General features: G+C 32.4%; 23 protein-coding genes. 15 read left to right on the forward strand and 8 right to left on the reverse strand.

Annotation, left to right across the window (positions count from 1 at the left end):
• Positions 1 to 5: 5 nt before the first annotated feature.
• The gene (locus ASJ80_RS08980; RefSeq protein ID WP_069585341.1) at positions 6 to 944 is read right to left on the reverse strand and encodes a glycosyltransferase; all 939 of its coding nucleotides are present in this window, start codon (positions 942 to 944) and stop codon (positions 6 to 8) included.
• 386 nt (positions 945 to 1,330) lie between these two features.
• Between ASJ80_RS08980 and ASJ80_RS08985 the strand changes: the two genes are divergently transcribed.
• Positions 1,331 to 2,695 (forward strand): hypothetical protein, encoded by a 1,365-nt coding sequence (locus tag ASJ80_RS08985; RefSeq protein WP_069585344.1) that lies wholly within the window; start codon positions 1,331 to 1,333, stop codon positions 2,693 to 2,695.
• A gap of 31 nt (positions 2,696 to 2,726) precedes the next feature.
• Here ASJ80_RS08985 and ASJ80_RS08990 read toward each other — a convergent pair whose 3' ends face one another.
• On the reverse strand, positions 2,727 to 4,124 hold the full coding sequence (locus ASJ80_RS08990) for a hypothetical protein (RefSeq protein ID WP_069585346.1): 1,398 nt from the start codon (positions 4,122 to 4,124) through the stop codon (positions 2,727 to 2,729).
• Between the two features lie 134 nt (positions 4,125 to 4,258).
• Between ASJ80_RS08990 and ASJ80_RS08995 the strand changes: the two genes are divergently transcribed.
• The 3 genes from ASJ80_RS08995 to ASJ80_RS17685 are packed head-to-tail and all read left to right on the forward strand — an operon-like array spanning position 4,259 to position 8,768.
• Positions 4,259 to 6,529, forward strand: a complete 2,271-nt coding sequence (locus ASJ80_RS08995) for an STT3 domain-containing protein (RefSeq protein WP_176720321.1) — start codon at positions 4,259 to 4,261, stop codon at positions 6,527 to 6,529.
• Between the two features lie 12 nt (positions 6,530 to 6,541).
• On the forward strand, positions 6,542 to 7,591 hold the full coding sequence (locus ASJ80_RS17680; protein ID WP_255360717.1) for a dolichyl-diphosphooligosaccharide--protein glycosyltransferase subunit STT3: 1,050 nt from the start codon (positions 6,542 to 6,544) through the stop codon (positions 7,589 to 7,591).
• A 1-nt stretch (position 7,592) separates the two neighbouring features.
• Positions 7,593 to 8,768: a glycosyltransferase family protein gene (locus ASJ80_RS17685; protein ID WP_255360718.1), complete on the forward strand. Its 1,176-nt coding sequence runs from the start codon at positions 7,593 to 7,595 to the stop codon at positions 8,766 to 8,768.
• A 380-nt stretch (positions 8,769 to 9,148) separates the two neighbouring features.
• Here the strand turns inward: ASJ80_RS17685 and ASJ80_RS09005 are convergent, their stop codons facing one another.
• Both ASJ80_RS09005 and ASJ80_RS09010 read right to left on the reverse strand, forming a co-directional pair.
• Positions 9,149 to 9,316, reverse strand: a complete 168-nt coding sequence (locus ASJ80_RS09005; protein ID WP_069585348.1) for a class III signal peptide-containing protein — start codon at positions 9,314 to 9,316, stop codon at positions 9,149 to 9,151.
• A 22-nt stretch (positions 9,317 to 9,338) separates the two neighbouring features.
• Positions 9,339 to 9,515: a class III signal peptide-containing protein gene (locus ASJ80_RS09010; protein WP_069585351.1), complete on the reverse strand. Its 177-nt coding sequence runs from the start codon at positions 9,513 to 9,515 to the stop codon at positions 9,339 to 9,341.
• A gap of 251 nt (positions 9,516 to 9,766) precedes the next feature.
• Between ASJ80_RS09010 and ASJ80_RS09015 the strand changes: the two genes are divergently transcribed.
• Positions 9,767 to 10,330, forward strand: coding sequence for a hypothetical protein (locus ASJ80_RS09015; protein WP_069585354.1), 564 nt, complete (start codon positions 9,767 to 9,769; stop codon positions 10,328 to 10,330).
• Positions 10,331 to 10,374: 44 nt separating this feature from the next.
• On the opposite strand, the gene ASJ80_RS09020 is transcribed toward ASJ80_RS09015, so the two are convergent.
• Positions 10,375 to 10,548: a class III signal peptide-containing protein gene (locus tag ASJ80_RS09020; protein WP_069585399.1), complete on the reverse strand. Its 174-nt coding sequence runs from the start codon at positions 10,546 to 10,548 to the stop codon at positions 10,375 to 10,377.
• Positions 10,549 to 10,751: 203 nt separating this feature from the next.
• Between ASJ80_RS09020 and ASJ80_RS09025 the strand changes: the two genes are divergently transcribed.
• The 6 genes from ASJ80_RS09025 (at position 10,752) to ASJ80_RS09050 (ending at position 15,511) form a co-directional block, all read left to right on the forward strand.
• Entirely contained in the window at positions 10,752 to 11,909 is a 1,158-nt protein-coding gene (locus ASJ80_RS09025; RefSeq protein ID WP_069585357.1) for a UDP-N-acetylglucosamine--N-acetylmuramyl-(pentapeptide) pyrophosphoryl-undecaprenol N-acetylglucosamine transferase, read from the forward strand.
• A 380-nt stretch (positions 11,910 to 12,289) separates the two neighbouring features.
• Complete coding sequence (locus tag ASJ80_RS09030) at positions 12,290 to 13,474, forward strand: hypothetical protein (protein WP_069585359.1); 1,185 nt, start codon at positions 12,290 to 12,292, stop codon at positions 13,472 to 13,474.
• 19 nt (positions 13,475 to 13,493) lie between these two features.
• Positions 13,494 to 14,192 carry a metal-dependent hydrolase gene (locus ASJ80_RS09035; RefSeq protein ID WP_069585361.1) on the forward strand — a complete coding sequence of 233 codons (699 nt, stop codon included), beginning with the start codon at positions 13,494 to 13,496 and terminating at the stop codon, positions 14,190 to 14,192.
• 4 nt (positions 14,193 to 14,196) lie between these two features.
• Positions 14,197 to 14,817 carry an Era-like GTP-binding protein gene (locus ASJ80_RS09040; protein ID WP_069585363.1) on the forward strand — a complete coding sequence of 207 codons (621 nt, stop codon included), beginning with the start codon at positions 14,197 to 14,199 and terminating at the stop codon, positions 14,815 to 14,817.
• Between the two features lie 36 nt (positions 14,818 to 14,853).
• On the forward strand, positions 14,854 to 15,222 hold the full coding sequence (locus ASJ80_RS09045) for a DUF2073 domain-containing protein (RefSeq protein WP_069585365.1): 369 nt from the start codon (positions 14,854 to 14,856) through the stop codon (positions 15,220 to 15,222).
• Complete coding sequence (locus ASJ80_RS09050; RefSeq protein ID WP_069585367.1) at positions 15,206 to 15,511, forward strand: Zn-ribbon domain-containing protein; 306 nt, start codon at positions 15,206 to 15,208, stop codon at positions 15,509 to 15,511. The genes ASJ80_RS09045 and ASJ80_RS09050 overlap by 17 nt, the downstream gene beginning before the upstream one ends.
• Before the next feature lie 189 nt (positions 15,512 to 15,700).
• On the opposite strand, the gene rqcH is transcribed toward ASJ80_RS09050, so the two are convergent.
• Positions 15,701 to 17,677, reverse strand: a complete 1,977-nt coding sequence (rqcH, locus tag ASJ80_RS09055) for a ribosome rescue protein RqcH (protein ID WP_069585369.1) — start codon at positions 17,675 to 17,677, stop codon at positions 15,701 to 15,703.
• A gap of 538 nt (positions 17,678 to 18,215) precedes the next feature.
• Between rqcH and ASJ80_RS09060 the strand changes: the two genes are divergently transcribed.
• Positions 18,216 to 18,488, forward strand: coding sequence for an EMC6-like membrane protein (locus ASJ80_RS09060; RefSeq protein WP_069585372.1), 273 nt, complete (start codon positions 18,216 to 18,218; stop codon positions 18,486 to 18,488).
• Between the two features lie 47 nt (positions 18,489 to 18,535).
• On the opposite strand, the gene ASJ80_RS09065 is transcribed toward ASJ80_RS09060, so the two are convergent.
• The gene (locus ASJ80_RS09065) at positions 18,536 to 20,365 is read right to left on the reverse strand and encodes a DUF2070 family protein (protein ID WP_069585375.1); all 1,830 of its coding nucleotides are present in this window, start codon (positions 20,363 to 20,365) and stop codon (positions 18,536 to 18,538) included.
• 221 nt (positions 20,366 to 20,586) lie between these two features.
• Between ASJ80_RS09065 and ASJ80_RS09070 the strand changes: the two genes are divergently transcribed.
• The 3 genes from ASJ80_RS09070 (at position 20,587) to ASJ80_RS09085 (ending at position 24,203) form a co-directional block, all read left to right on the forward strand.
• Positions 20,587 to 21,147, forward strand: a complete 561-nt coding sequence (locus ASJ80_RS09070; RefSeq protein ID WP_069585377.1) for a FumA C-terminus/TtdB family hydratase beta subunit — start codon at positions 20,587 to 20,589, stop codon at positions 21,145 to 21,147.
• 65 nt (positions 21,148 to 21,212) lie between these two features.
• Positions 21,213 to 21,998 carry a DUF6282 family protein gene (locus ASJ80_RS09075; RefSeq protein WP_083241055.1) on the forward strand — a complete coding sequence of 262 codons (786 nt, stop codon included), beginning with the start codon at positions 21,213 to 21,215 and terminating at the stop codon, positions 21,996 to 21,998.
• Positions 21,999 to 22,658: 660 nt separating this feature from the next.
• Complete coding sequence (locus ASJ80_RS09085) at positions 22,659 to 24,203, forward strand: DASS family sodium-coupled anion symporter (protein WP_083241059.1); 1,545 nt, start codon at positions 22,659 to 22,661, stop codon at positions 24,201 to 24,203.
• A gap of 201 nt (positions 24,204 to 24,404) precedes the next feature.
• Here ASJ80_RS09085 and ASJ80_RS09090 read toward each other — a convergent pair whose 3' ends face one another.
• Positions 24,405 to 25,904: a PAS domain-containing protein gene (locus ASJ80_RS09090; RefSeq protein ID WP_275542143.1), complete on the reverse strand. Its 1,500-nt coding sequence runs from the start codon at positions 25,902 to 25,904 to the stop codon at positions 24,405 to 24,407.
• Positions 25,905 to 25,929: the final 25 nt, after the last annotated feature.

Genomic DNA, 25,929 nt, shown 5'->3' on the forward strand with positions numbered 1-25,929 from the left:
CAGGATTATTTCAATTTTTTTCTTAAGAGCTTATTTTCCTTCTGTACAATGTAAACTTCCCTTCTAAGAAGGCTTATTTGAGTGGCAACGAATCCAAAAACCAATATCTGTATCCCCGAAAGTATCATTAAAACCATAAATAACATTAACGGCCTTGTAGGGTCTAAAATGCCCATAATAAACTGATAAAATAGATATAATGCACTTACAGATCCTATAAATAATAAAATGAACCCAATAGCCCCAAACAAGACCATAGGTTTTTCATTGAATGTGAATAATAAATGTGAAATTGTTGTGGATTTAATTTTTACCTTAGATTCTCCAAATTTTCTGCCCCCTAATGTAACTGGGACTTCTTTTATACTAAAACCTATGGCATTCGCCTTTGACAGTATTTCAGGGTTAATTTCAGTTCCATTGGAATCTAATTCTATTGAATCTAAAACTTCCCTCCGGTATGCTCTAAAAACACCAGTTACTGTACTTACATTGTTTGCCATAGCATATCCGACAATTTTATTGGCCATTTTACTTATAAAAAGCCTTAATCTAGGAATATCTTCTGTTTTTCCACCGTCCATGTACTGGGATCCAATTACAATGTCAGTTTCGCCATCAAGCGCGTCAATTAATTTTGGAATATAACAAGTATCATAACTTAAATCAGCATCAATAGTGATAATTATATCGCCTTCAGCTTTTTTAAAGCCAGTTCGAAGCGCTTTACCCATTCCACAATTTGAAGAATGTTTCAGTACATGTACATTATGATTCTCCAATGCAACATTAGATGCTATTTCAAACGTTCCATCAAAACTTCCATCGTCCACTGCAATGATTTCATAGTTTTTATATGTCTTCAGGACTGCATCTACTTCCTGAATTGTTTTAATGACATTTTCTTCTTCATTGTACATTGGGATAATCACAGAAATTTTCATAATACTAGTAGTAATGGCTCATTTATATCTTTTTTCTAAAAAAAGAAATTAATAGTGCAAGCACTATTTTGAAAAGATTTTAAACACCCCATTATCCTACACGAATTTCTACAAGTTGTATTCATAAATTAATTTCATTATTTATGATATTAATATACTCAAACATTAATGGAAACTCTTAAAAAATTAAGACATATCTAAAATAAACTTCATCATTTAAAACTAGTATTTATAAACATTATACTCAAGTTGTACATCTAATCCAAGTTATAATTAGATACATGCTGACATTCAATTGTTTTCATATATCTGCCATCCCAAAAATAGTTATACTACAACACTATTTATTATCCATAATTTCAATGATGTAATTAAGGTGTGATTATTTGAAAGCTAAGGATATCCCAAATAAATTAATTCCTTTTACCCCTTTAATCATAATATTTGCAGTAATTCTTATTAAACCCTACTATCTCTTTCCAAATGCAGGAGATACAGATTTTCATCTGGCAAAAGCCCATGATATACTTCTAAACCCACTATTGGGTCTTTTCTGGGACAATTTAACTTATTACCCCTTAGGAAGACCAGTATGGCACCAACCTTTAATTGATACAGTTTATGCTTTAATGTGGGGATTAGGTGGTGTAAGATTTGCACATTCATTTATGTGTGTTCTACAGCTCATGTTAACAGTTGGAGTTGCAACATGGATAGCTAACAAGGAATATGGTATATTTGCAGGTTATTTTGCGGGAATTTTTGCATTACTAGGTCCACTACAATATACTTTAATAATTGCAATTCCTGCAACTTACATTCCCATTTTCGCCATGTTAACAATATATTACCTACCCAAAGATAAGAAAAAAGCATTTATAATGGCATTATTAGGACTATGGACACATATGATAGCTCTGGTAAGTTTTTTACCATTGTTTTTCGTGGATAACTATAAAGACAAAAGAAATCTAAAGATAATTGCACTGTTACTACCATCAATCATTTTCTGGGCAGGTTACTGGATATATTTCAGCAATCGGATGATTACACTTGGAACGTTTTATTCAGTGACCCACTTAAATACTATTTTTGGTACCACTGAAATTATTGGCAGCATCTACAGCTTTTTACTTGTTTACACACTTGGGAGTATTGGCCTCTATTTACTGCTTAAAATTAACAAGAAACAATTTGAATTAATTTTAACTTACGTAACAACAGTAATTGTCTTCAGCTTTTTTGGATTTCAAGGAGATTACTTAAGAGGATTTCAATTTGCAACATTACCTATGGCAATTTTATCAGGATTAACTGTACAAAAAGGATATGAATATGTGTCACATAATTATAAACCGATTTTTTCATCAATTCTAATTTTAATGTTTTTGTTACTTTCAATGGTAGGTGCAGTAATCTTTTTTGCTCAACTACCTAATCAACAGGGTAAAGGATGGGAAGCCCTTAATTACCCATTTGAAGGTGATTATGCACCACTAAAAGATTATATTGAACAAAATACCGGTGGAAATGATGTGATATGGACAGAGTCAAAACTTGCAGAGAAAATTGCATGGATGACCGGGAGAAAGATCTCTAACGGAAAATATGTTGGTGGAGAATATGGGACAATAGTGGGATTTGAAGGGCAGCATCAAAAAATTAATATTTATGAGTCGCAAGGAATTATTTTAGTTAAAAACATTAACAATGTAACAATAAAAGAATTTAGAATAAATAATGCTGCCTGAACAACAAATAGCAGTATAAACTGACTGATTATTATGTATTTAAAGAAGTAAACGCATTGGAATAATTATAATCTTTGAGATTGTATTTATAATTTAATTCAGTAAGATCAACGGCAGAGCTTCCCATGTAGTATATTTTATAACCTTTTTTTTGCCAGTGCTCTATTTCATTAAGAGGAGTCATGTATACATATCCAACATTTTTTTCATGGTTCCAGTGCATTCCATAATCGTTTTTACCAAATCCAATTATTTGAGAGTTGTTTTGTGATTTTTCATAGATATAAACCATAATTGGAAAATATTCACCAGAAATGATAATCGAATTATTTATATTACGCGTTACCTCATCGATATCACCTGTTATCACCGCCCTAATCTCAGCATCACTTATGACTGCACCATTACCAATAACTGGAAAGAGACTAGAAGATAATCCAAATGATATAAACGAATTTAACACTAAAAAAATGCATAATATGCCAAAAAGTTTTCTTTTACTTATTTTACTTAACAGCACCAGTCCAAATGGTATTGCTGGAATAATATATGCCATCTCATAAGGTGTCCCGATATATAAAAATACAACTAAAAAAATAGAAAATAATAAAAATATTGTTAATTCATCTTTCTTAATTATATTCTCAAACAATTTTTCTGAAGATAATATAATTACAATTAATCCAAATAATACCGCCAGAATACCAAAATAGTAGGTCAGATCATACCAAATGAATAATATTCCAGTCTGTGTTGGATAATATGATATAAAATTTAGACCATACTGCAGATATAATGGTAAAAAAAGGGTTAATGCAGTTAAACATGTTGCAACAAAAAAGTAAATGATTTTTTTAATTTCTTTATTTTTCACCAGAATTAGATAAATAAAAGGAAGTATGAAGACTACAGATGTTATTCTTGATCCAATAGCCAGACCCATCATTAAGCCTGCAAGAGCATATTGTTTTTTAATGATAAAAAACCATGTAAGAAGGATAAATGCGAGGGCCCACATGTAATCCATGGTTACAGTGCTGTTAATCCATAAAATAGGTAAAAATATATATGTGATTACCAGCAGCCCCTTATTTTTTACATTCAGCTCTTTTAGAATTTTTGCAAATACTACAACCGAAATTAAAGATATGACCATCGTTGCTGCATTTGTAGCTATCCACCCATAATGAATCAGGAGTGCATTAAAATATTCTGGAAATGGATATCCTGGAAATCTTGAAGGGTGATAGACGTGGAAATAACTTAAATCAAATGCAGAGCCTGCAATTCTCCAGGCATCAGGATCAACTCCAAATCCTAAATTTAAAAAAGGAATTCTTGATAAAAGAAAGGATGTAATCAATACCATAATATACGGAATTTTTGTCCATTCAAGATCTAATAAATCATTTAAACTTATTCTATGCATTTTATCATCTTATTATTTCTAAGTAATAATTTTAGGAGATATATCCCCATTTTTATAGGCGTATGTTTACTCCCACAATATAATAATTTTGCAATAAAGTTATATCGTTTAAATACGAAGTTAGTTTAGATAAGATGTTAATAAGTAATAATATTTCAAAAAGAGATATCTCAATAACAATTGCGATTATAATAATTATATTTTTAGTAGGATTTGTTCTTAGAGTAGAATCTACTCAAATTTCAGGGATTCCAACTGATGAAAAAGGTTTTTATCAAGACCAAAATGGGCTTCCATACATGTATGAATTAGATTCATACTACAATTACCGGCTAACAGAAAATTATCTTGATCACGGCTATATTGGAGACACAATTATAAATGGTACTCAGTGGGATTTACACTCTTATTATCCTCCAGGAGTCCCAATGGATTATCCTCCATTCATAGTTTACCTTACAACACTCATCTATAAAATAGTAAATCTATTTTCCAGTACTCCTCTCCTTGTAGTCTGCTTCTGGTTACCTGCATTTATAGGCCCATTAAGCGGTGTAGTTGCATACCTTTTCGTGCGCAGGTTTACAAATGTATATGGGGCCACAGTAGCCGGAATATTAATGACAACTGCCCCCTTCTATTTTATCAGGACTGTTCCTGGCTGGTTTGACACAGATATGTTTAACATCATTTTCCCTCTATTAATTGTATGGTTCTTCTTTGAAGCAGTACACAGTGAAAACAACAGAAAACGCATTCTTTTTACAGTTTTGTCTGCAATTTCAATGTTATTCTTTGCAATATCATGGGAAGGCTGGCAATATTATTTCTATTTGATAGTTCTTTTCTCCATATGTTATATCATATGGAACCGGTTAAATAGGAAAAATATAAAGAACCTTTTATACATTGTTGGAGGGTTCTCTATTAGTACTTTACTGATGGTTGTAGTCTTAAACGGTTATTTAGATGTTATTACACTTTTTACAAGACCAATTCAACTTTTAGAGATGATTGGAAGTAGTAATATTTGGACCCCATGGCCAGATATTTATATTTCAGTCTCAGAACTCGCCAAACCAACATTAGAACATATAATTTCAGGTGTTGGAATTGCATTTTTTGGAGGAATATTTGGATTTATATGGATTTTTAGGGTTTTAATAAATGAAAATCTCAAAAAAAGATTTTTAAATAGAATGAGCTGGATTTTCTTTTCATTCCTTCTTTTATGGGCCATAATTGGGTTTTTTGCCCTTACAGAAGGTTCCAGATTTATATTACTTATTATACCTCCTCTTGTCCTGAGCACTGGGATCATGGCAGGGTTATGCGTTTCCTATCTAAATATCCTTAAAAACAGCAAAAAATTCAATATCTTTAAAAATAGGAAAAAATTGCCACAAATTATATCTATTATTATAATACTTCTGTTTGCAATTCCCGCAGTTGCAAACGTTTCAGCTAGTTATTCTAGCTTTATTCCAGGTACAGATGATGATCTTTGGACTGCCTGCCAATGGATTAACAACAACACATCCAATGAAACTGTGATTATTTCTGATTGGAGTTATGGACACCTTTTTACAGCAATTGCAGATCGTTCAGTTAGCTTTGATGGAAGATTAGGATACATAGAAACTTTACCTGCAAGAAACTATGAAAGCTCATATTCTTTTGGTAATAAATCGCCCAGTGTTTCAAGAGAATATTGGATTTATAGGGCTTTTGAAACAGATAACGAGAGTCTATCCATTGGTATTTTCAAAATGATTGCAACTAATGGAGATATAGGTTACTTAACTCTAGATAATTACACTAAAAATACTACAAAAACAGTAGAAATTTTAAACAACATTCTCGGACTTAATAAAGAAGAAGCCCTAACAGTGCTTATAACTGAGTACAAGTTAAATAAACAAGAAGCCCAAACTGTTTTAAATTACACCCATCCAAATAATCCGCGGCCTTTTGTACTTGTAACAACTGATGGCATGGTAGCTAAAGGTTACTGGACATTTTACTTTGGATCATGGAACTTCAATAAAAGAGAGGGGGATAATATAACCTATTCTGTTGGAAAAATAAATATAACTGATAATACATTTAACAGCAGTAATGGAATCTTAATGAATTTAAAAGCAGGAACTGCAACATGGAATGGACAAGTCCCCTACTCTGTTATAATAATTAAAAATAACAACATTAAAAAATATTATTCCAATAAAAACAGTGATTTTGACATTATACTTAATATAGACACTAATAAGTCAATTGTAGTTGATAAACGCTTTGAAAATTCATTATTTACCCGATTGGTACTTGAAAAAAGTAACTCAACAAATTTCCAACCAATATATAAAGACAATAAAACAGTAGTGTGGAAAACTTCATTCAACTCTTAAATTGGTGCCTCAATGCTTAAAAAAGAACATTTTATTAAGTTAGCTATTATTTTATTCATATTTTTTATTGGATTCAGCTTGAGAGTAGATTCATCTCATCTCCACGGAATTCCTAGTGATGAAAAAGCGTTTTACGAGGATCAAAACAGGCTCCCATACATGTATGATATGGATTCATATTATAATTACAGGATGACTCAAGATTATCTTGATCATGGTTATCTTGGAGATGCAGTTATAAATGGTACAGACTGGGATCTGCACTCATATTATCCTCCAGGAGTTCCAATAGATTATCCCCCACTTATTGCATACATTACCTCTTTTATTTACAAATTACTAAGCATATTTACTCCAGTATCTCTTTTGTCAGTTTCTTTCTGGATACCTGCTTTTATAGCTCCACTTTGTGGTATTCCTGCTTATTTCATTGTAAGTAGACTCACTAACGATTATGGGGGGATAGCTGCAGGTGTTTTAGCTGTTACTTCCCTCCTTTATTTTGTAAGGAGTGTTCCGGGTTGGTTCGATACAGATATGTTCAATGTTTTATTTCCACTTCTAATTATCTTATTTTTCTTTGAAGCATTTAAAAGCAATAATATTAAAACTCGTACTATTTTTGCATGCTTATCTTCAATTTCAATGTTTATTTTTGCCCTAGCATGGGACGGGTGGCAATATTTATTTTATATAATCTCAATTTTTTGCATTTTTTATGTATTGTGGAGAATAATAAAAAAGAAGGATATTAAAAAAATAGTTTATATATCTGGAATATTTATTTTAGGCAGTATATCGCTGATTTTTGTTTTTACAGGTATTTTAAATATTGTCAGCTTGATCTCTGGGATTTTTGAACTTATAAAAATAGCCGGAAATCAGGGTGTATGGGCTCCCTGGCCAAATGCATATATATTCATCACTGAACTGCAGCCGCCATCGTTAAAAGATGCAATAAATGGAATAGGCTTTGTTCTGTCTGGACTAACTATTCTCGGCATCTTTATAATATTTAAAGTTTTAAAAGATGAAAAGCTAAAAAAACGTTTTTTTAAATGAAATGAACTGGTTTTTTTATTCGTTTCTAATAATCTGGACAGTAATAGGTATTTGTTCTCTAAAAGAAGGTATTAGATTTATATTACTGCTTGTACCTCCACTTGTGATACTTGCAGGAATAACTATGGGAATTATTAAAGAATATTTCAATTATTTAGATAAAAAACAGCTGAATAAATTACTTTCTCTGTCTGTTCTCATAGTGATCGTATCATTAAGTGTCTTACCTGCTTATAATACATCTGCTGGTTTAGTTCCACGTATGAATGATGATCTTTGGGATACTGCAGTTTGGATTAACAATAACACATCTAATGATACGGTTGTTATATCCAGTTGGGTATACGGCCATTTCTTCTCTGCAGTAGCAGATCGTCCAGTTGTTTTTGACGGGAGATTAGGCTATATTGAAACTTTACCTGTAAGAAACTATGAAAATACACGTATTTTAAGTAATAAATCTCCCAGCGTTGCCAGAGAATATTGGATTGACAGGGCTTTTTCAACAAGTAATGAAAATTTATCCCTTGGAATTTTTAGAATGCTTGCTACAAGCGGAGATCTATCATGGTTAACCTTAGAAAGGTATACCCGAAATATGAGTAAAAGTGTTGAAATCTTAAATGAAATATTACCTGTTGATAGAAAAACTGCAGAAATCATACTTATAGATAATTACAGCTTAAGTCAAAGCCATGCAGATAATGTCTTAAAATATACACATCCAAATAACTCAAAACCATTTGTAGTGATAACTTACTCTAAAATGATCGATGGAGGATATTGGATATTTAATTTCGGAGAATGGAATTTTGAAATGGATAAATCCCCAAATTACTTTTATTCCTTCGGTAAAATTAAGGAATACCCTGATATCTTAAAAACTGATGATGGAATAGTTATGAACTTAAAGACACGATGGGTTAAATGGAATAATAACACTCCTTATTGTGTAATAATTATCGAAAATGGTAAAATAAAAAAAAGCTACCTCAATAAAACTAACAATTTTTGTGTTGTATTAAATATAGATGATAAAAAATCAGTTATTTTAGATAAACACTTTGAAAATTCCACATTTACCAAATTAATACTCGAAAAAAGTAATAACTATAATCTTAAATCTATTTATAAAATGAATGATGTAAATGTGTGGAAATTTCAAAAATCAAAATAACTCTTATTTTAATTTAATCGAATTAATTGTTTTATAGTTCCCTTTAATTATCCATGTGCATCGTATATTTGAATGCTGATGAAGTAGGCTTATATATTGAAAACATAGCTTAACAAGGATGCCACCAAAGAGTAAAATATATTCAACGATCTTTCCTCATCCCTATCTAAAAATTCACATTATAATTCCGCATAATATCAATATAATTAACATACAATTTAAATACAAAAATAGTTTCAAAAGGTTACTTCTTAATTGAAGTATTTTAATAAGTTTAAAATATTAGGAACACACCTTAAAAAAAGAAGTTACTATTTGAAATTAATTAAAAAATCAAACTATCAACTAATAATTAATAAAAAGTTAAAAAAAAATAAAGGCTACATCTTATTAATTGTCGAATCCTTTGCAGCGTCAACAACAGTTGATACATTTCCTGCAACAGACTGAGATATATCAAATATCCATTTTCCTGCTACAATAACCAGTATCACTAATGCTCCCATTATGAGAATCATTTCTGCGCTGATTTGAGCCTTATTATCCATAAAATGTAGCCCCTATTTCCATTTAAGATGGTATACTGCTTCTTACAGTGTTTACATCTTGTGCAGCGTTCAAGTTTGAGTTACTGCTGAAATATGCTCTGTAAATCAATAATGCAGCTATAGCTATAACGATGACACCACCGAAGAGTAAAATATATTCAGCTGCTCCCTGACCACCTTCATCTTTTAAAAACTCCATAATACAGCACCTCCATTTTAATTATGCATTTTTTTCTATACTTTTAATCATATATAAACTATTTGCATAATATTATTAAATCCACATATCATAATAGATTATTTAATACTATCATATATCATCTCCATTCATTTAAGTTTCTAATCTGTTCTATAACTTATTCTTAGTTCATGTATCATCATCACCACAGCATTAGTTTTTATATACTATTATGTGCATATTTTCACATATCAAATAAAAAGTGTTATCACATGTCAAAAAATCACAAACTAAAAGAGTTAACATTGAAAATGATTGGAGAAAACGAGCTCTCCAGGAAAAAACTTTTAGAAGAAATCCGAAAACAGTCTAATATTTCCGATAAGACATTAAATGAAATTTTAATGTCATTTTTAAAGGAAGGGAAAATATACATAACAGGCTATGACTTTGATGTCTATGATGGCATTAAAAGGATACAATCCATAAAAGCAGATGGCATTATCTTCAGCGTGATAAAGACAGATCCCCTTGATATAAATATATTAATAAATCAATTAGAAAGTGATGACCCTACGGAAGTAAAAAACGCGTCCCATAAACTTAAAATTATTTTTAGAGGAAAAATAGATGAAATGGAAAATAGTACATCCAAAGACTTGAATACAAATAATAAAGCTCTTCTATTTAACAGAATAATCTATTATTTAAATACTCAACCTCAAGATCAAAAAACTGTCCTAAAAAACAAACTGGCATGGAGCTTAAGCAGCGAAAAAGGATCAACAGACCTATTAAAAAACCTCATTAATTACATTGAGTCCCAAAGTGAATGATCAAAAAAATATTATGTCTAATAAACTAAAGTTCATTTGTATAATTATTTCATACTGCCCCTTACGCTCGGAATATCAGTTGCAGAGTTAAGTGGATTAGTACTATGTATATAATCTCTGTAGATTAAAAGTGCAGCTATAGCTATCGCAATAACACCACCGAAGAGTAAAATATATTCAGCTGCTCCCTGACCACCTTCATCTTTTAAAAACTCCATCATGCAATACCTCCATTTATGCCCTATTTTATGAATTGCTTACATATTATATAAAAACTTTGCATACGGTATGAATATTTAAGATTTTATTAGTAATTTAAATATATTCAAGCCATAATAAGTTAAAAGAATATTATATATTTGCTAAATATAAAAATTAATTAAATTATTTTAATGAAAACTACTTCGAGGATTAATTAATTATGAAAGTGCTTTTTATGACCTGTGGAATAGGTATGGGGCATGTTTCAAGAGATATTGCCCTTGCAAAAAGACTTGAAGAGAAAAATGTAGATGTTAATTTTGCAAGTTACGGTCCAGGCTATGAAATGTTATCAAAGCAGGGAAAGTATAAAATATTCAAATTACCCGACATACAGCTTTATGGAGGTAATGGTGAGCTTGATATCAAATACACTGCCAAAAAATCAATTAATATACCATTTATTTTCATTAAAAACATATACCATGAATTTAAAATCATAAAAGAACTTAAACCAGATATTGTGATTGGTGATTCACATTATTCAGCTCCCATTACATGCAGAATTCTCAAAATACCATGTATTTTGATAACAAATGAGTTAACACTTAATTTTGCAGAGCTTTATCCCGATAGAAAAATTATTGAATATGCTGAAAATGGACTTAAAAGATTCATCGAGAGTGTATCAAATCAGTGCGATGCTATTATTATTCCAGATATAGAAAATTCTATTGAGATACCCCCTAAATTAAGAGGTATTACTACATTTACTGGCCCTTTCCTTAAAAGAAATCCCTCCCAAATTGAAGATAAAAATGAACTTAGAAAGAAATTAAGATTCCATGAAAATGATAAAATAGTTCTTGTTACTGTTGGAGGAAGTAAATTTGGAAAAAAATTACTCAATCTAATAATTGATTCTGCAAAATGGATAGATTGTAATAAGATAATTATAGTAACAGGACCCCAAATATCATTTGATTTTATACAAGACTCAGATAAAATAGTAAAAAAAGAATTTTTAGAAGACATTATGGAATGGATGAAACTTTCTGATGTTGTAATAAGTCTTGCAGGCCATAACACTACAATGGAATTAGCTTCACTGGGTATTCCAAACATACTTGTACCTATTGATAATCATTCAGAACAGATTAAAAATGCTTTAAATATGAAAAAATATGGAATATCTGCAGTAAAAAACATAAATGAATTAAATCCCCAAGAATTTGCAGATGATATAAACAATATTTTACACGATGATGATGATTTAAAGCAGAAAGCTGAAATTGTCAAAAAAGAATTTTCTAAATACGACGGAAAAGAAAATGCGGCAAAAATTATTTTGAAATATGCAAAGCAAAATGATGCTTAATTAAACTTACAATTCTGGAAGTACTGTGTAAGGATTTCATTGATTAAATTCAATATTTCACCATTTCATTTAAGATAGTAAAAATTTTTGCACCCGACTATATTTAGATTAATTAGTTTTCTAACTAAAATTCTAAATTAATCAATTATAATACTGATCTAATCACGTATCTAAACATTTAATCAATTAAAAACAAAAAGTTTAAGGTTTTTTGGTTAATTTTAATGAATTTAATTAAATTCAATTATGGATTTAATAGAATAGAGTAAATAAAAAGATTTTTATTGTAGTAATATTAATTAAAGCTTAGAGTGGGTATAAAGGGGCTCTTCATTATTGTAATAATAATGGATAAAAAAGATATGAGTTGGAGGCATCAAATGATCAATTTAATTATTACAGCTTTTGGGATCGTGTTAGTTATTGGGGGCATTTATGCTATGTACAATTGGGGATTTGCAACTCCTCCCAATATTTTAGCATTTTTTGTAGGACTTTTACTTGCAGTTGTAGGAATGGTGTTAGTAGTCCTATTTGCGGGCAAAGTAGAAGCAGGGAACTTAACTGGACTTAAAATGCCTAAAAAAGAAGAATCTTCCAAAAACATAGGGAACATCATGCCCAAAATGGATAAAAAAACAGATTTATCAATGGAAAAACCCACAATAGCCAAAAAACCACGGGAAACAGAAAATATTAGAAATAGAATAATTTCTGAAGCAGGAAATAGCACTGTAGAGAATAAAAAGCAGATGATTCCACGTAAAATCAATCCTAAACGAGTGCCTAAGAATCTAAGGGAACCTATCACAACTAAAGAAGCATTAAATGAGCCAAAAACATCTGGAGCTCAAAGCATCACCAAAACAGCAGCACCAATTGAAAAAAGTCCGACAGTGCCCAGTAAAGCACCTACAAAGTCTCCAAAAGCGGTAGAAAAGAAACCTAAACGAATTAAAAAGGTGAAACCTGTGAGGCCTACCTCAGATAACGAAGACGAGTTTGTAAAAAACAGATTGAACAGGTTAAAGGAAAGTTACATCCAAAATACCAAGGACATAGAAAATCTCATCGAGGAACGTCTGGATTCTTTCAAAGGCACATTAGACCAGATTAAATCAGAATCCAAAGATCCAAGCATAATATGGTCTTTTGATGCTGGTGAAGTACAGGAAACAATGAAAGATACCATTTTAAAAGCAAATAACCGCATATTAATGATGTATCCCTGGATCCGTAATGTAGATGTAAGCGTTCTTAAAAGGTTTATGGAAACAGAAAGTAAAATGATTATACAGGAAGCAAGCATGGATGATGATGCATCAGTTGAGCTCATCAAGCTTTTAATGGAAAATAATGTAGAAATAAGGACTATGCCTCATGTTCACACAGTAGCAATCGTGTCCGATGAAGAAAATGGTTTAATAATCTCTACTGATCCTATATACGAAAGTTTCGAGGTAGGAGTAATTTATAAAGACCAGAAATCCATTGAAGAAATTGAAAGAATGTTTGAAGAAGCATGGGGCCTCTCACAGAGTATAGAATTAGGGATAACTCAATAAAACTTAAGGAGATGCATTAATGGAAATAAAATGGTTTGGACATTCTGCATTTGAAATAATATCAGAGGAAAATTTAAAGATATTAATAGACCCATTTATAAGCAATAACCCAACTTGTCCAGTTCCAGTTGAAGAAATAGAAGCAGATATAATATGTGTTACCCATGGGCACGGTGACCATTTTGGAGATACCATGGAAATAGCAAACAGAACTGGCGCAGTAGTAATCGGAAATCACGAGCATTCATTATATCTTGCAAAACAGGGCTTTGAAGCTATAGGGATGAACATAGGAGGATCGGTTGAAATACACGGCATTAAGATAACTATGGTTGATGCAACTCATTCAGCGGATATGGACTTTATAGAAGAAATGGGTGTTGGGGGAAGCGCCTGCGGTTACATCATACAGCTTGAGAACGGTAAAAGAATATACCATTCTGGCGATACAGGCGTTTTTGGAGATATGAAAGACGTGATAAAAGGTATTTATAACCCCCAAATTGCATTAATTCCAATTGGTGATAGATTCACCATGGGACTTCTGGAAGCTTCAATAGCTACGCAATGGATTGATCCCTATGTTGTAATTCCAATGCATTACAATACATTTCCTGTAATTGAACAGGACCCTGAAGAGTTTGCAGACATGGTTGAATCAACAAACAAAAAAACGAAGGTTGTTATCCTTGAACCTGGCCAAATATATAAAGAGTGATAAGATGCCAAATATTTTCAGAAGATTCCTAAATAAACTGCTTGGAAAAGATAAGAAACTAAAAATAGGATTATATGGTCATCCTAATTCAGGAAAGACTACCTTAGCAAATACAATGACCAACGATTGGATAGGAAAACCATTAGGACTATCATCAGAGATTCCACACGAAACAAGAAAAGTTTACAGGCAAGAACATGTAAGTATAAAACATAACGGGGTTGAACTTGATTTTGATATAATAGACACGCCAGGAATAGCAACAAAAATAGACTACAAGAATTTTCTGCAATTTGGTCTATCTGAGGCAGAAGCAAAGGAAAGGGCAAAAGAAGCAACTAAAGGCATAATAGAAGCTATCAAATGGTTAGATGATGTTACTGGCGTTATTTTAGTTGTAGACGCCACCAAAGATCCGCTTACACAGGCAAACATTACCATAATTGGAAATCTAGAGGCAAGGAAAATCCCATTTGTAATCGTTGCAAATAAAATAGATCTCCCTGAAGCCACCCCGGAGCGTATAACATCAGTATTCCCTCAACATACAGTAGTGCCTATCTCTGCGCTTCACGGCGAAAATACCGAAAACCTTTATGAAGCAATGATTAAAAGGTTCCATTAATTTAAAAATGATAATTTCGAATTAGAGGTATCAAAAATGAATGGTTTAAAAATGGATTTTTTATCTTCAGATGCGCTCTCAACTCACACCAGCATGGAAAAGATATCAATGATTGTTGAAAGGGTTAAAGGAGGAAATCTAGTAGTCATAGAAGGTGGATTAAGACCTGAAGAAGAAGCAGAACTTATAGAAACCACCATGAGAGAAATCGACATCGAAAATTTTATGGGAATTGATATATACACCCTTGAAAAAGATAAGAAAGCTCTTTTTGGAATTTCAAAGAAGAAAGCAGTTGGACTTACTATAATTGGTCCTGCAAATATTATGAAAGACGTTAATAAACAATCAAACTTCCTCTCTATGATAGCAAATCTTGGTGATTCTGGTGCATCTATGCATTAAGTGCGGAGCTCTATTTAAAGGAAACCCCGAGGATATTCTTAAAGGATGCCCTGAATGCGGCAGCCATTTTTTTGAATATTATAAGGATGAAACAGAAACTGTAGAAAAAGAAAGACCTCAAGGAGAATCCATTGAAACCGTAATGGTCCATGACCATGGGATTTATGAATTAGATCTCCCCACGCTCTTAGAAGACGATTCTATAATTGTTTCAGACGAAGAAGGAATATATGTAGTTGATATTAACTTTTTATTTAAAAAAAAGATGAATGATAAGGATAATTTTTAAAAGATATTATATATTCATATCCTTTTTTTTAAACTTTTTTAATATTTCAAGCTTTAGAAGAAGTTCATAATTTTAAATGAAAAATTAATTAATAGTAAATTTTTACTTAAAAATAACCTTAGAAAAGATTATTTCCTCATCTTTTGGAAGCTGTAAATTATTTTTAGTTTTATAAAAAAAATATAAGTTTTACCTTCTTCTAAGATCCCTCTCATCAACAATATCTGCTTTTCCAGAAGGTAAAACCCTTACGAGATCATCCATAGTAACAATATGCTCCTGATTAAGTTTGTGCCTTATTTCCCTTGATAATGCTTCTTTTTTAGTATAACCTGGTTTTATAATTACATAATTATCGGTATATTTCTTTACAGCATCTAAAGGGCCTGCCATCAGCCTTTCACCTTCATAATCAACGACTCCAACTGCTATTAAAAGTGTTGCTGCCCTCACGTAATTTCTAGTCCCCCTAATTATAAATGCGCCCTTTTTAACAAATTCACCAGATTGAGGGGTCTTTGAAACCTGGTCTGGATGGACCCAGTACACATCCTGCGACCCAAATCCTTTTGTCCATGCACTTGAAAATGATGCTGCAAATGAAGCTGCTTCATCTATGGTTGTCTCAGGTATCTCTTTGCCCTGGCTTTTTATTACAACTGACGGCGCCCCATGGATATCTGAGTGGAAATAGATGTCGTTGTTTTCCATATATTTTTTTACCACTATTTCGTTGGAGTTTGCGTCTCTTCCCCCAATTACTAAAAACCCATCTGAAGAAAGGAACCACCGCAGCTTTTCAAACCATTTAAGCTCTTTTTTAACCCTTTTTTGAGGTAAAGTAACCCTTTCCATTTCTATTTCTTTCTTGTTCTTTGCCTTTTCAATCTCTTTTATCGTCTTTTCAATTGCAATATTAACCCCTGTTATTTTCCGCTTGGCCTTTTTAGCCTTTTCATAATAAACCTCAGCATTTTCAGGGATTTCCACTTTGGCATCTATATTTATAACTTCATCCTCAATTTTTAGGGTAAGGTTTCCAAGTTTATCCAGAGATTCAATTATATCTGCACCTGCTAAACCCTGTTTTCGGGCGGTTTTAAGTTTTGAAGCTATTTCATTCCAGGAATACTTTTCCCTAGCATCTTTTATAATATTAAGGATGCTTTGAATTTTCCCATAATTAGCATACAATAAATCCCCTCTCTTTTTGGAAACTTTAATTGTTTTATGGAATTTATCTAAAGTTTCTTCCTGTATCTTCAGCCGTTTCTCAAACTTCTTGACTTCAGCTCCCCATACATCTTCATATTCGTTCTTAATGGTTTCCCTTACTTCACTGCTGAAGAATTCGTCTGCTGCCTCATTATATGTTTCAAATGTTTCTTTTTTGTAATTCTCATAAATTTTAAGGTCAAGAGGCAGTACATCTTCCTTTCCATCAGACACTATTTGTGGGTGGAAGTTAGATGTTCGGAGTGGTTCAAAAAGTTCATATATCGTGTTATAAATTGAATCCAAGTCACTGCTTGAAATTTCTGCAGCAGATAAATCCTTTTGAACATTAGATCTGAGCAGTATTTCTTCAGAGTAGATACCACCCAATCCACTTCTTGCAAGAGTTCTTATAACATCAGAGTCAGAATTTCTAAATACATCTTCCAGTTCTTCCTTCTTAACTTCTAAAGGATTTATACCTCGTTTTGGAGGGTATTTGTACTCTTCTTTAGATGATATTTTCCTATCGCTCCACAATTTACGTTTAAGAGGTAAAATAATCTTTCCTTCTTCATCAAGGAGTATTATGTTACCTTTAGCAAACAGCTCAATTACCAAAGTAAATTTCTGCTCTTTAGCTACATGCAGTTCTACAATTCTATCAAAATTATACTGCCTTATATCTTCCACTGTGGCTCCTTTGATATATTTTCGAAGGAGCATTGGAAAATTCGGAGGTATTTTAGGGTTAGGTAATGGATACTGGGTCATGTGAATTCTTCTTCCTGCCTGGAAGACTATATCAACCCTTCCCTTACCCGCTACATGAAATCTTATTAAAACAGTGTCCTTTGTAGGTTGATATGCTTTATCAACTCTTGCACCTTTTAATAAGTCCCTTAATTCATGACAAACAGCGTAAACATCTACATTAGACATATTTTTCATTTATAACACCTAAAAATTTTTCAATTTTATGTTTCAAGAAATTTTTAATTTTTTCAACCTTACTAAACTTTGATTAGATATAAAAATAATGAATATAATTAAATCATCGATATATTATTTAAATATAACCTACATAATACAATACACTTATGATCTGAGTGTATTGCAAGATAATCCTGTTTATTTATGTAAACAAATAAATTAAAATGTTTATTACATAAATAAATTAAATTAAATACACAAAAACCTATTTCTGCAATACTAACTGTACATTACTAAAACATGAAAATTCAATTAACAATGTTTATACAAATACCGCATTTATACAATATACAGTTTGAAAATTTGTAACAAATAAAACATTTATTAGTAACCCCACCAAACTATATAAAGAATTTTCTAATTAAATACTTTATGTATATTTGTTAGAGCATGGATTAAAATTAACCGCTTAATAAATTAATGAATTTACGAGGATAAATAATCTAAATAATAAAATATTATGTTGATTAGAAAAGAATATTAGAGGAGGAAAAATATGGACACCGATGGAAAAGTAGCTTCCATTCACACAGTTGGAGGAATAATAGCAGGTTACATCTCATATATATTAAGTAGCGGAGTAATATTTAAAAATGAAGCAATAGCAGTTATAGCAGCTTTAATCATCCTTTATGCATTAGGTCAGCTCTCAGAAAGACTATTTGGGAAAGAAGAGGTTAATGGACTTAAAGGATGGTTGTGGAGCGGTATAGTTCCTTTCTTCTTTATATGGATCATGGTATGGGTTATATTCGCAAACCTCCAGTAAATAATAAAAAAATTTCTTTTTTATTTAATTCTTTATTTATTTTTGCACTAAATACTAAAGGTTCCATAGAATATCCATATAAATACAAATAGTAGTGCCAGTAAAAATACCAGCGGCGCGAATATTCTGCTTACAGCTACAATGGAACTGATAGTGGTTACAAGTTCAGTAGCATTTAGGGGGCCAAATGTTTTAATATCTTTAATATTAGCCACTTTACAACCGACTGAAACATCTTCCAGGTCATTTAAAGCTTCTTTAGTACATTTTAAAATACCATTTATTATCTCATCCTGCATTTTTGTACCTAACGGATTATGGCCTCCAGACATGGTATTTACAAAATGAGTATCTGTAGTCATCACTTCTGCATGATCTAACCCTAATGATTTAACTTTTTCCAGTATAACGCCTCTAAATCCAATGACCATATTATTTGCATCTAAAAGTATGTATGCTGTTTTTTGAGATCCCACTTCAATAACCATTACTTTTACTCCGCTCTGGCCAACACCGTCTTCTTTAGATATGTTGTCTAATGGATCACTGCTGCAGCCGACTTTAATTCCATTTTCCTGTTCTGGAGATTTAAGTTTTTCAACTGCCCCCATAAGCTCGAAAACTTCCTTGTTACCAGGTAAAACCCTTCCGCCTTCACCTTTAAAGCTGTTGTGGCAGTCAACCAGTACAACATTTTGGGCGTCACATGATGCCTTTGCAAGATTCATAAGAGCAAGACCAACTCCAAAATCTATATCATCAAATCCATCAGGTGCAAATGTAGCAAGCATCAATAAACCTTTATCAAAATACTGCGCACCAATTACCGCGCCTTCATTTTCAACCCTAAAGAACTTACTGGCACTTTCAGAGTAATCCATATCTTCCAAAGCTTCTTTAACGACTTTTTCTATTTTATTTATCTCTTTGGAAGCCACTGGATTAAAATCATGTGTGGAAGGCCCATGTGAAACCATTGTAAAGGTATCAAATTTACTTGAAAGTATGGTGGGCATGTTTCCACCCCCAATATTTCCAAGCGGGCCAGGATGAACACATGGAGACAAAAAAATTGATTTAATCCCATTTTTACCTTTAAAACTTAAAATTCCAGTTAAGGTATCAATAGGCTCACCTATATCTTCAAAAAGTGTTTCCATAGCTGGAGAACCTTCCGTAATATGAGCTAAAGCAAGACTTAAAAGTTCTAAACCCCCTACCCCCAAATTCTTTCTCATAGGAGATTCTATAACAGTTACAAAGGAATAAATTGCAATTACCAGTATTACAGAGGCTATTACTATCTTTACAACGATAGCTATTATACTAAAATCACCCATATTGGTAGTTACACTTGTTAAGAAAGATATAACCACCAGCATACTCAGTATAAGCGCCGGCTGAACTACCGATATAACAACGGATTTTAGAAGACTTATATTAGAGGTGCCCCATATTACGAGGGTTCTAAAAGCAAATGCGATAACACAACCAAATATTAAAGCATTTAAGACGTAATTATTCACAGTGAATACCGATACAACACTCCCAATTAAATATATAACTCCAACTATCATCATGGAAGCAAGGGCAAGAAACATGGACTGCTTCATTTTCATATGCCTGCCTTTAAAAGAATTTACCATAGGCTGAGTTAAACCTCCGCCCATTATAGACATCAACCCAAAAATTAAAAAGCCCGTTGAACCACCATAAACAATACTATAAAGTATGGAGTCGTTTGCTGATGGTGCCAATAAAAATGCTATGCACCCTATAATAAAACTTAAAAACACCATACTAAAGAGAGAAATTCTGGTTGGTGGAAGTGTCATAATATATTTTGTAAGACTTACAAGTTTATTTTCACTGGACATAATCAACCTCAAAAATCTAATTTATTCAAGATAGTAAATAGCTATTATACCTATTTACATAGATAACATTATCGTTTCAAAAAGTAAATTAAGTTGAAAAAAAATACTATTTTGGAAATTATAACAAAAAATAGAACTATACTAATAGTAAGTGTATAAAAATACAGAATATTAATTCTAAATAGAAAAAATGAATATTAAAAGACTATATAGGTGAATGTATGAATGTAAAACTTAAAACACCTCTTTCAAAAGAAGATACAAAACAATTGAAAGTAGGAGATATTGTATATATATCTGGTACTATTTACACTGCAAGGGATAGAGCCCATCAAAGAATATTAAAAGAAGGCTCACCTGTAAACCTGGAAGGGGCAGTTATTTTCCATGCAGGCCCTATAATAAAAACCATAGAAACAGGCGAAAGTGTAGGTTATAAAATTGTCGCTGTAGGCCCTACAACAAGCACAAGGATGAACCCATACCAGCCAGATGTTTTAAAATTAGGAATAAGCGCCATAATAGGAAAAGGCGGTATGGACAGTGAAACTGCAGATGCGCTTATGGAAAATGATTCTGTATACCTGGCAGCAGTGGGAGGATGTGCGGCATTATATGTTAAATCAATTAACAAGGTAAAAGGAGTTAACTGGATTGACCTGGGAATCCCTGAAGCTATATGGGAGCTTGAAGTTAAAGATTTCGGCCCGTTAATTGTTGCAATGGATTCAGAGGGAAATAACCTTTATGAAGAAGTAAGGAAGAAAGTAGATACTTTCTAATCATTTACTAAATTACAGCTATTTAAAACATATTTAATTACTTATTAATTTTTAAAACGATCTTTATGGAAAATTTAAAAGATAAATACACTCTTGAAGGTTTTATAGACACCCACATCCATACTTCCCCCGATATTAAACCAAGGATATTAAATGATATTGAAGCTGCATATGGGGCAAAGCAGGAGAAAATGGGGGCAATTGTAATAAAATCCCATGTCGAATCAACTGCAGGGAGAGCCCAGATTGCAGAAAAAATATCCGGATTTAAAGTAATTGGAGGAGTATGTTTAAATCTAAGTGTTGGCGGGCTAAATCCCGATGCTGTTAAAGTTACCGCTGAACTTGGTGGTAAAATAGTATGGTTTCCAACTATCTCTGCTTCAGATATCTCGATAACTTATGAAAACATAGAAAACATTCTGAATATTATTGCAGAAAAAGAACTGGTTTTAGCCACAGGTCATCTAAAGCCAGAAGACATATTTTTACTCCTCGACTATGCAAAAAGTCTGAAAATTAAAAAAATAATCATCAATCATCCATTAACTGGAGTGGTAGGTGCAACTGTAGATGAACAAAAAGAAATGTCTAAATATGCTTATCTTGAACACTGTTTCGTTGCATGCATGAAAAAACATGATAATTTAGATCCAAATGTAATTGCAGATGCAATTAAAGAAATAGGACATGAAAGGTGTATAATGGCTACGGACTTCGGGCAAGCCCATAATCCTGTGCCTGTTGAAGGAATGAAAATGTTTATAAATTCTATGATTAAATGCGGAATCAACGAGAATCAAATAAAAAAAATGTGCGTCCAAAACCCTTATAAACTGTTTATAAACTAAATATAATGCTATTTTTTTAAAATTCAATTTCATGATAGTACTAAAATTAAATTAGCGAAGATAATCCATTTAATGCTTTTAAAGATTAATTATGATCTATCTAATTTTATTTCACTTAAATTAACTCAATTTAAGATGTAATGTCAGATTCCTAATTTTTGTATTACTATTTCAATAGATTACATAGGACAATTAGCTCTAAGAGACCCCAAATAATATGCAACCTGAAAAATACAATAATTTATATTATTAATCATTAGAAAATATATTTATATTGTATATCTATAAATTATCTGTTAAATTAAGGAGGTTGAAGGAAATTCAGAATGAATTTTTGGAACATTCGGAAATCCCAGATTTCCGATGCCCCGAACACACAGTGTTCGAGGGCCCCAAATATGAAATATTTGGAGGTTGAAGGAAATTCAGAACGAATTTCCGGAACCCCAAATATGAAATATTTGGAGGTTGAAGGAAATTCTCAAAAACCAACGGTCTTTGGAAGTTAGAAAATACTACGTATTTTCTAAAATTCTATGAATTTCCTAAACCTTTCGAAAATCATTTATGATTTTCGAAGGCCTGTGGAAACGTAGCATTCGAAAATTTTCGATGTTTGAGGAACTACATTCCCCAACCGCAAAAAACTTTGTTTTTTGCATGTTGAAGGAAATCTATAATTTCCGAAACAGCGAAATCCTATTGATTTTGCATGCGTCAAATTGTAGATTTGACAGTTTCCTCGGGCCCGAATGCTTGCATTCACGGGTCCGAACACCATGTGTTCGATGGCCCCAAAAATCAAAGATTTTTGGAGGAATAAAAACGAATATAAATTTAAAGGTTTTAGGATTTCCACTGGCTATAATTCTTTTTATAGTCATGATGCTTATTCCTACACCAGGTTTAAGTTATGCAGGGCATGCAGCGCTTGCACTCTTGATTTTTGCTATAATTATGTGGGTCACTGAAGCCTTACATTTAGCCGTGACATCATTACTACTGCTTTTTGTTCAGCCACTAATTGGTGTTGCTGATTTTAACAGTGCAGTTATTGGTTTTGCAAACGGCATTATCTTCCTGATGATTGGAGGATTCATTATAGCAGAAGCTATACGTAAAAGTGGACTTGCACAGCGTTTTACATTTACACTGCTTAACAAATTAGGTACTACTCCTGATAGAAGTCTTTTTGTGGTCGTTTTCTCAACTGGAATTCTTTCAGCGTTTATTGAAAATGTAGTGGCATATGCAATGCTGCTTCCGATTATAAAAGAGATCATACCACTTATGGGTGTAAATGACCCTGAAAAAGGTGGCAGTAATTTTGCCAAAGCCATGGTTATCGGAGGATCCTTCGGTTCACTGGCAGGTGGATTCGGTACAGAAATAGGAACCGCACCCAACCTGATGGCCGCAGCTTACACGCACATCCCCTTTGTAAACTGGATGATCTTCGGATTCCCACTTGCAATAATACTCCTGTTTATAATCTGGAAATGGTTAGGCATTGTGTTCAAACCAGAAGTTGAAGGAATAATAGGCGGAATAGAAACTATAGCCAATAAAAAAGCATCATTAGGCCCTATGAGCCGAATGGAAAAGCTTACTCTAGGAATACTCTTGTTCACCATATTCTTATGGGTTACAACAAATTACACAGGAATCAACAGTTACTCAGTTGCATTAATTGGTGCAGTGCTCTTATTTGCTTTTAGAGTAATCGACTGGCAAGATGCACAGATTGGAGTAGATTGGGGCCTTATAATATTCTTTGGAGGAGCACTATCCTTAGGAGCAGCACTGCTAAACACAGGAGCAGCAAACTGGCTAGTACAACTCATCATAGGATTAATGGGTACCAATGCATCCACAATAATTATCATGATCGTGCTTATGATCATAGCAGTTACTATAACTCAGGTAATGTCCAACATAGCACTATCTGCAATTTTAGTACCAATAGCAGTAACTCTAGCACAAACACAGGGATTACCACTGGGAATTTACGCAGTTCCAGTAGCAATAGCATGCAGTTTATCATTTATGTTACCAATGGCAGACCCAACAGTAGCAATGGCATATGGAACCGATTATGTCAACATCAAAGAAATATTCAAGGCAGGATTACCTCTGGTTATAATCGGAATTATTCTAACCCTAATAGATATTCTAGTATTAGCCATACCATTCAACATAATATGATAAAAATGTCAAAATGTAGAATACAAAAATTCTACAATCTTTTATTCTTAATTCTGAGATTTTTGAAGCGATAGAACAGTTCATTCTTGGAAGTACAGCTGAAAACGTGGTCATGAGCTCAAAAGTTCCAGTTAATGTCATATCTTAAGTTAAAAAACAGATCATGATTATAACTTTCTTTTTTAATTTTATAAAAACTTTTTAATGAACATTCAATTTATTTTTAAGTGTATTTTTATCTTTTTCCAGCTTTTTACGCTCAGTGATATCTTTCCAATAAATAGATATTCCCTCAGCAGATGGATAAACACTGAAATCAAACCATTGTCCAGTTCTATTCATGTTTGGCGCTTCAAAATGTTGAATTTCGTTAGTTTCCATTGTCCTGCGGAATGTTTCCTCACATCTGGTTTTTACAAGTTCAGGAAATCTTTCCCACAGATTTTGTCCAATAAGATCATCTGCATCGACGCCGAAATATTCAGCTGCGCATTTGTTTACATAAATAAAATTCCAGTGGTGATTTAATGCAATGAAATTATCCTGAATGCTGTCTAAAATTTCAGTTATTTGACGCTTGCTATTAATGAGGCTTTCTTCGGCATGTTTACGTTCAGTATCATCAAACATATAACCTTTAACCTGAATTAACTCATCTAAATCGTTGAAAATACCAACAACGTTAGCAACGACATGGATTCTCATACCATCAGATCTTCTCTGCCAGCTTTGATAACCCAGTATCTTATGCTCCTTTTTCAGTCGAGTAATCATATAAGGCCAATCAAATGGGTTAGATTCAAGAATATTCCATTCAAGAGCCATATCACAATCATCAAATCCGTAAATTTCTGCAAAAGCAGGGTTACACTCAAGAATTTCACCTTCAGGAGTTGCAATAAAATCCCCAGTTAAGTCCTCATCAAAAAGGAGCCTGTATTTCTCTTCGCTCTCTTTAAGGGACTCTTCAGCCCGTTTACGTTTAGTATCATCAAACACATAACCTTTAACCTGAACCAATTCATCTGAATCATCAAAAATACCTATAACATTTGCAACAACATGAATTTGTATTCCATCTGGCCGCTTATGCCAGCTTTGATGATCGTAGATTTTATATTCTATTTTTAATGAGGTGATCAAATTAATCCAATCATCACGGTTGAAATCGCAAATATTTGATTTAACAGCTTTTTCACAGTTATCAAAGCCGTAAATTTCTGCAAAAGCAGGGTTACAATCAATAATTTGACCACAAGTAGTTGCAATAAAATCCCCAGTTAAATCATCTTCAAACCAACGCTTGTATTTATCTTCACTTTTAAGAGGTTCTTCATTACTCGCGGTTATGTCTTGGATCTGGACTAAGTAACCAGCGTTAATAGCAGCAATGTTCCATTCAATAAAAATAGTTTTAGGCTTTTTAAGAATATCATGGGAGCCATCTCCGCCATTTTGAAAATTTAGAGGAGTTTGGAATTTAATTAACCCTTTTTTAAGTAATTCTTCCTTTTTTGAAGCAACATAAGATTTATTAAATAAATTAAGTTTCGCACAATCTTTTAATGAGGAAGCTCCAGTAATTTTTAATGCTGATGGATTAGCATCAATTAACCTACCTTCTTTACTGTAAAAAAGAATTCCCATAGGAGATTTATCAAATATCTCTTTGAAATTATCGTAAGTGAGTTTTACTTTTATCCCTCCTCATGCCCAGATTATTAGA

Origin of the sequence: Methanobacterium bryantii (genome assembly GCF_002287175.1) — an archaeon.
Taxonomy (GTDB): Archaea; Methanobacteriota; Methanobacteria; order Methanobacteriales; family Methanobacteriaceae; genus Methanobacterium_D; species Methanobacterium_D bryantii.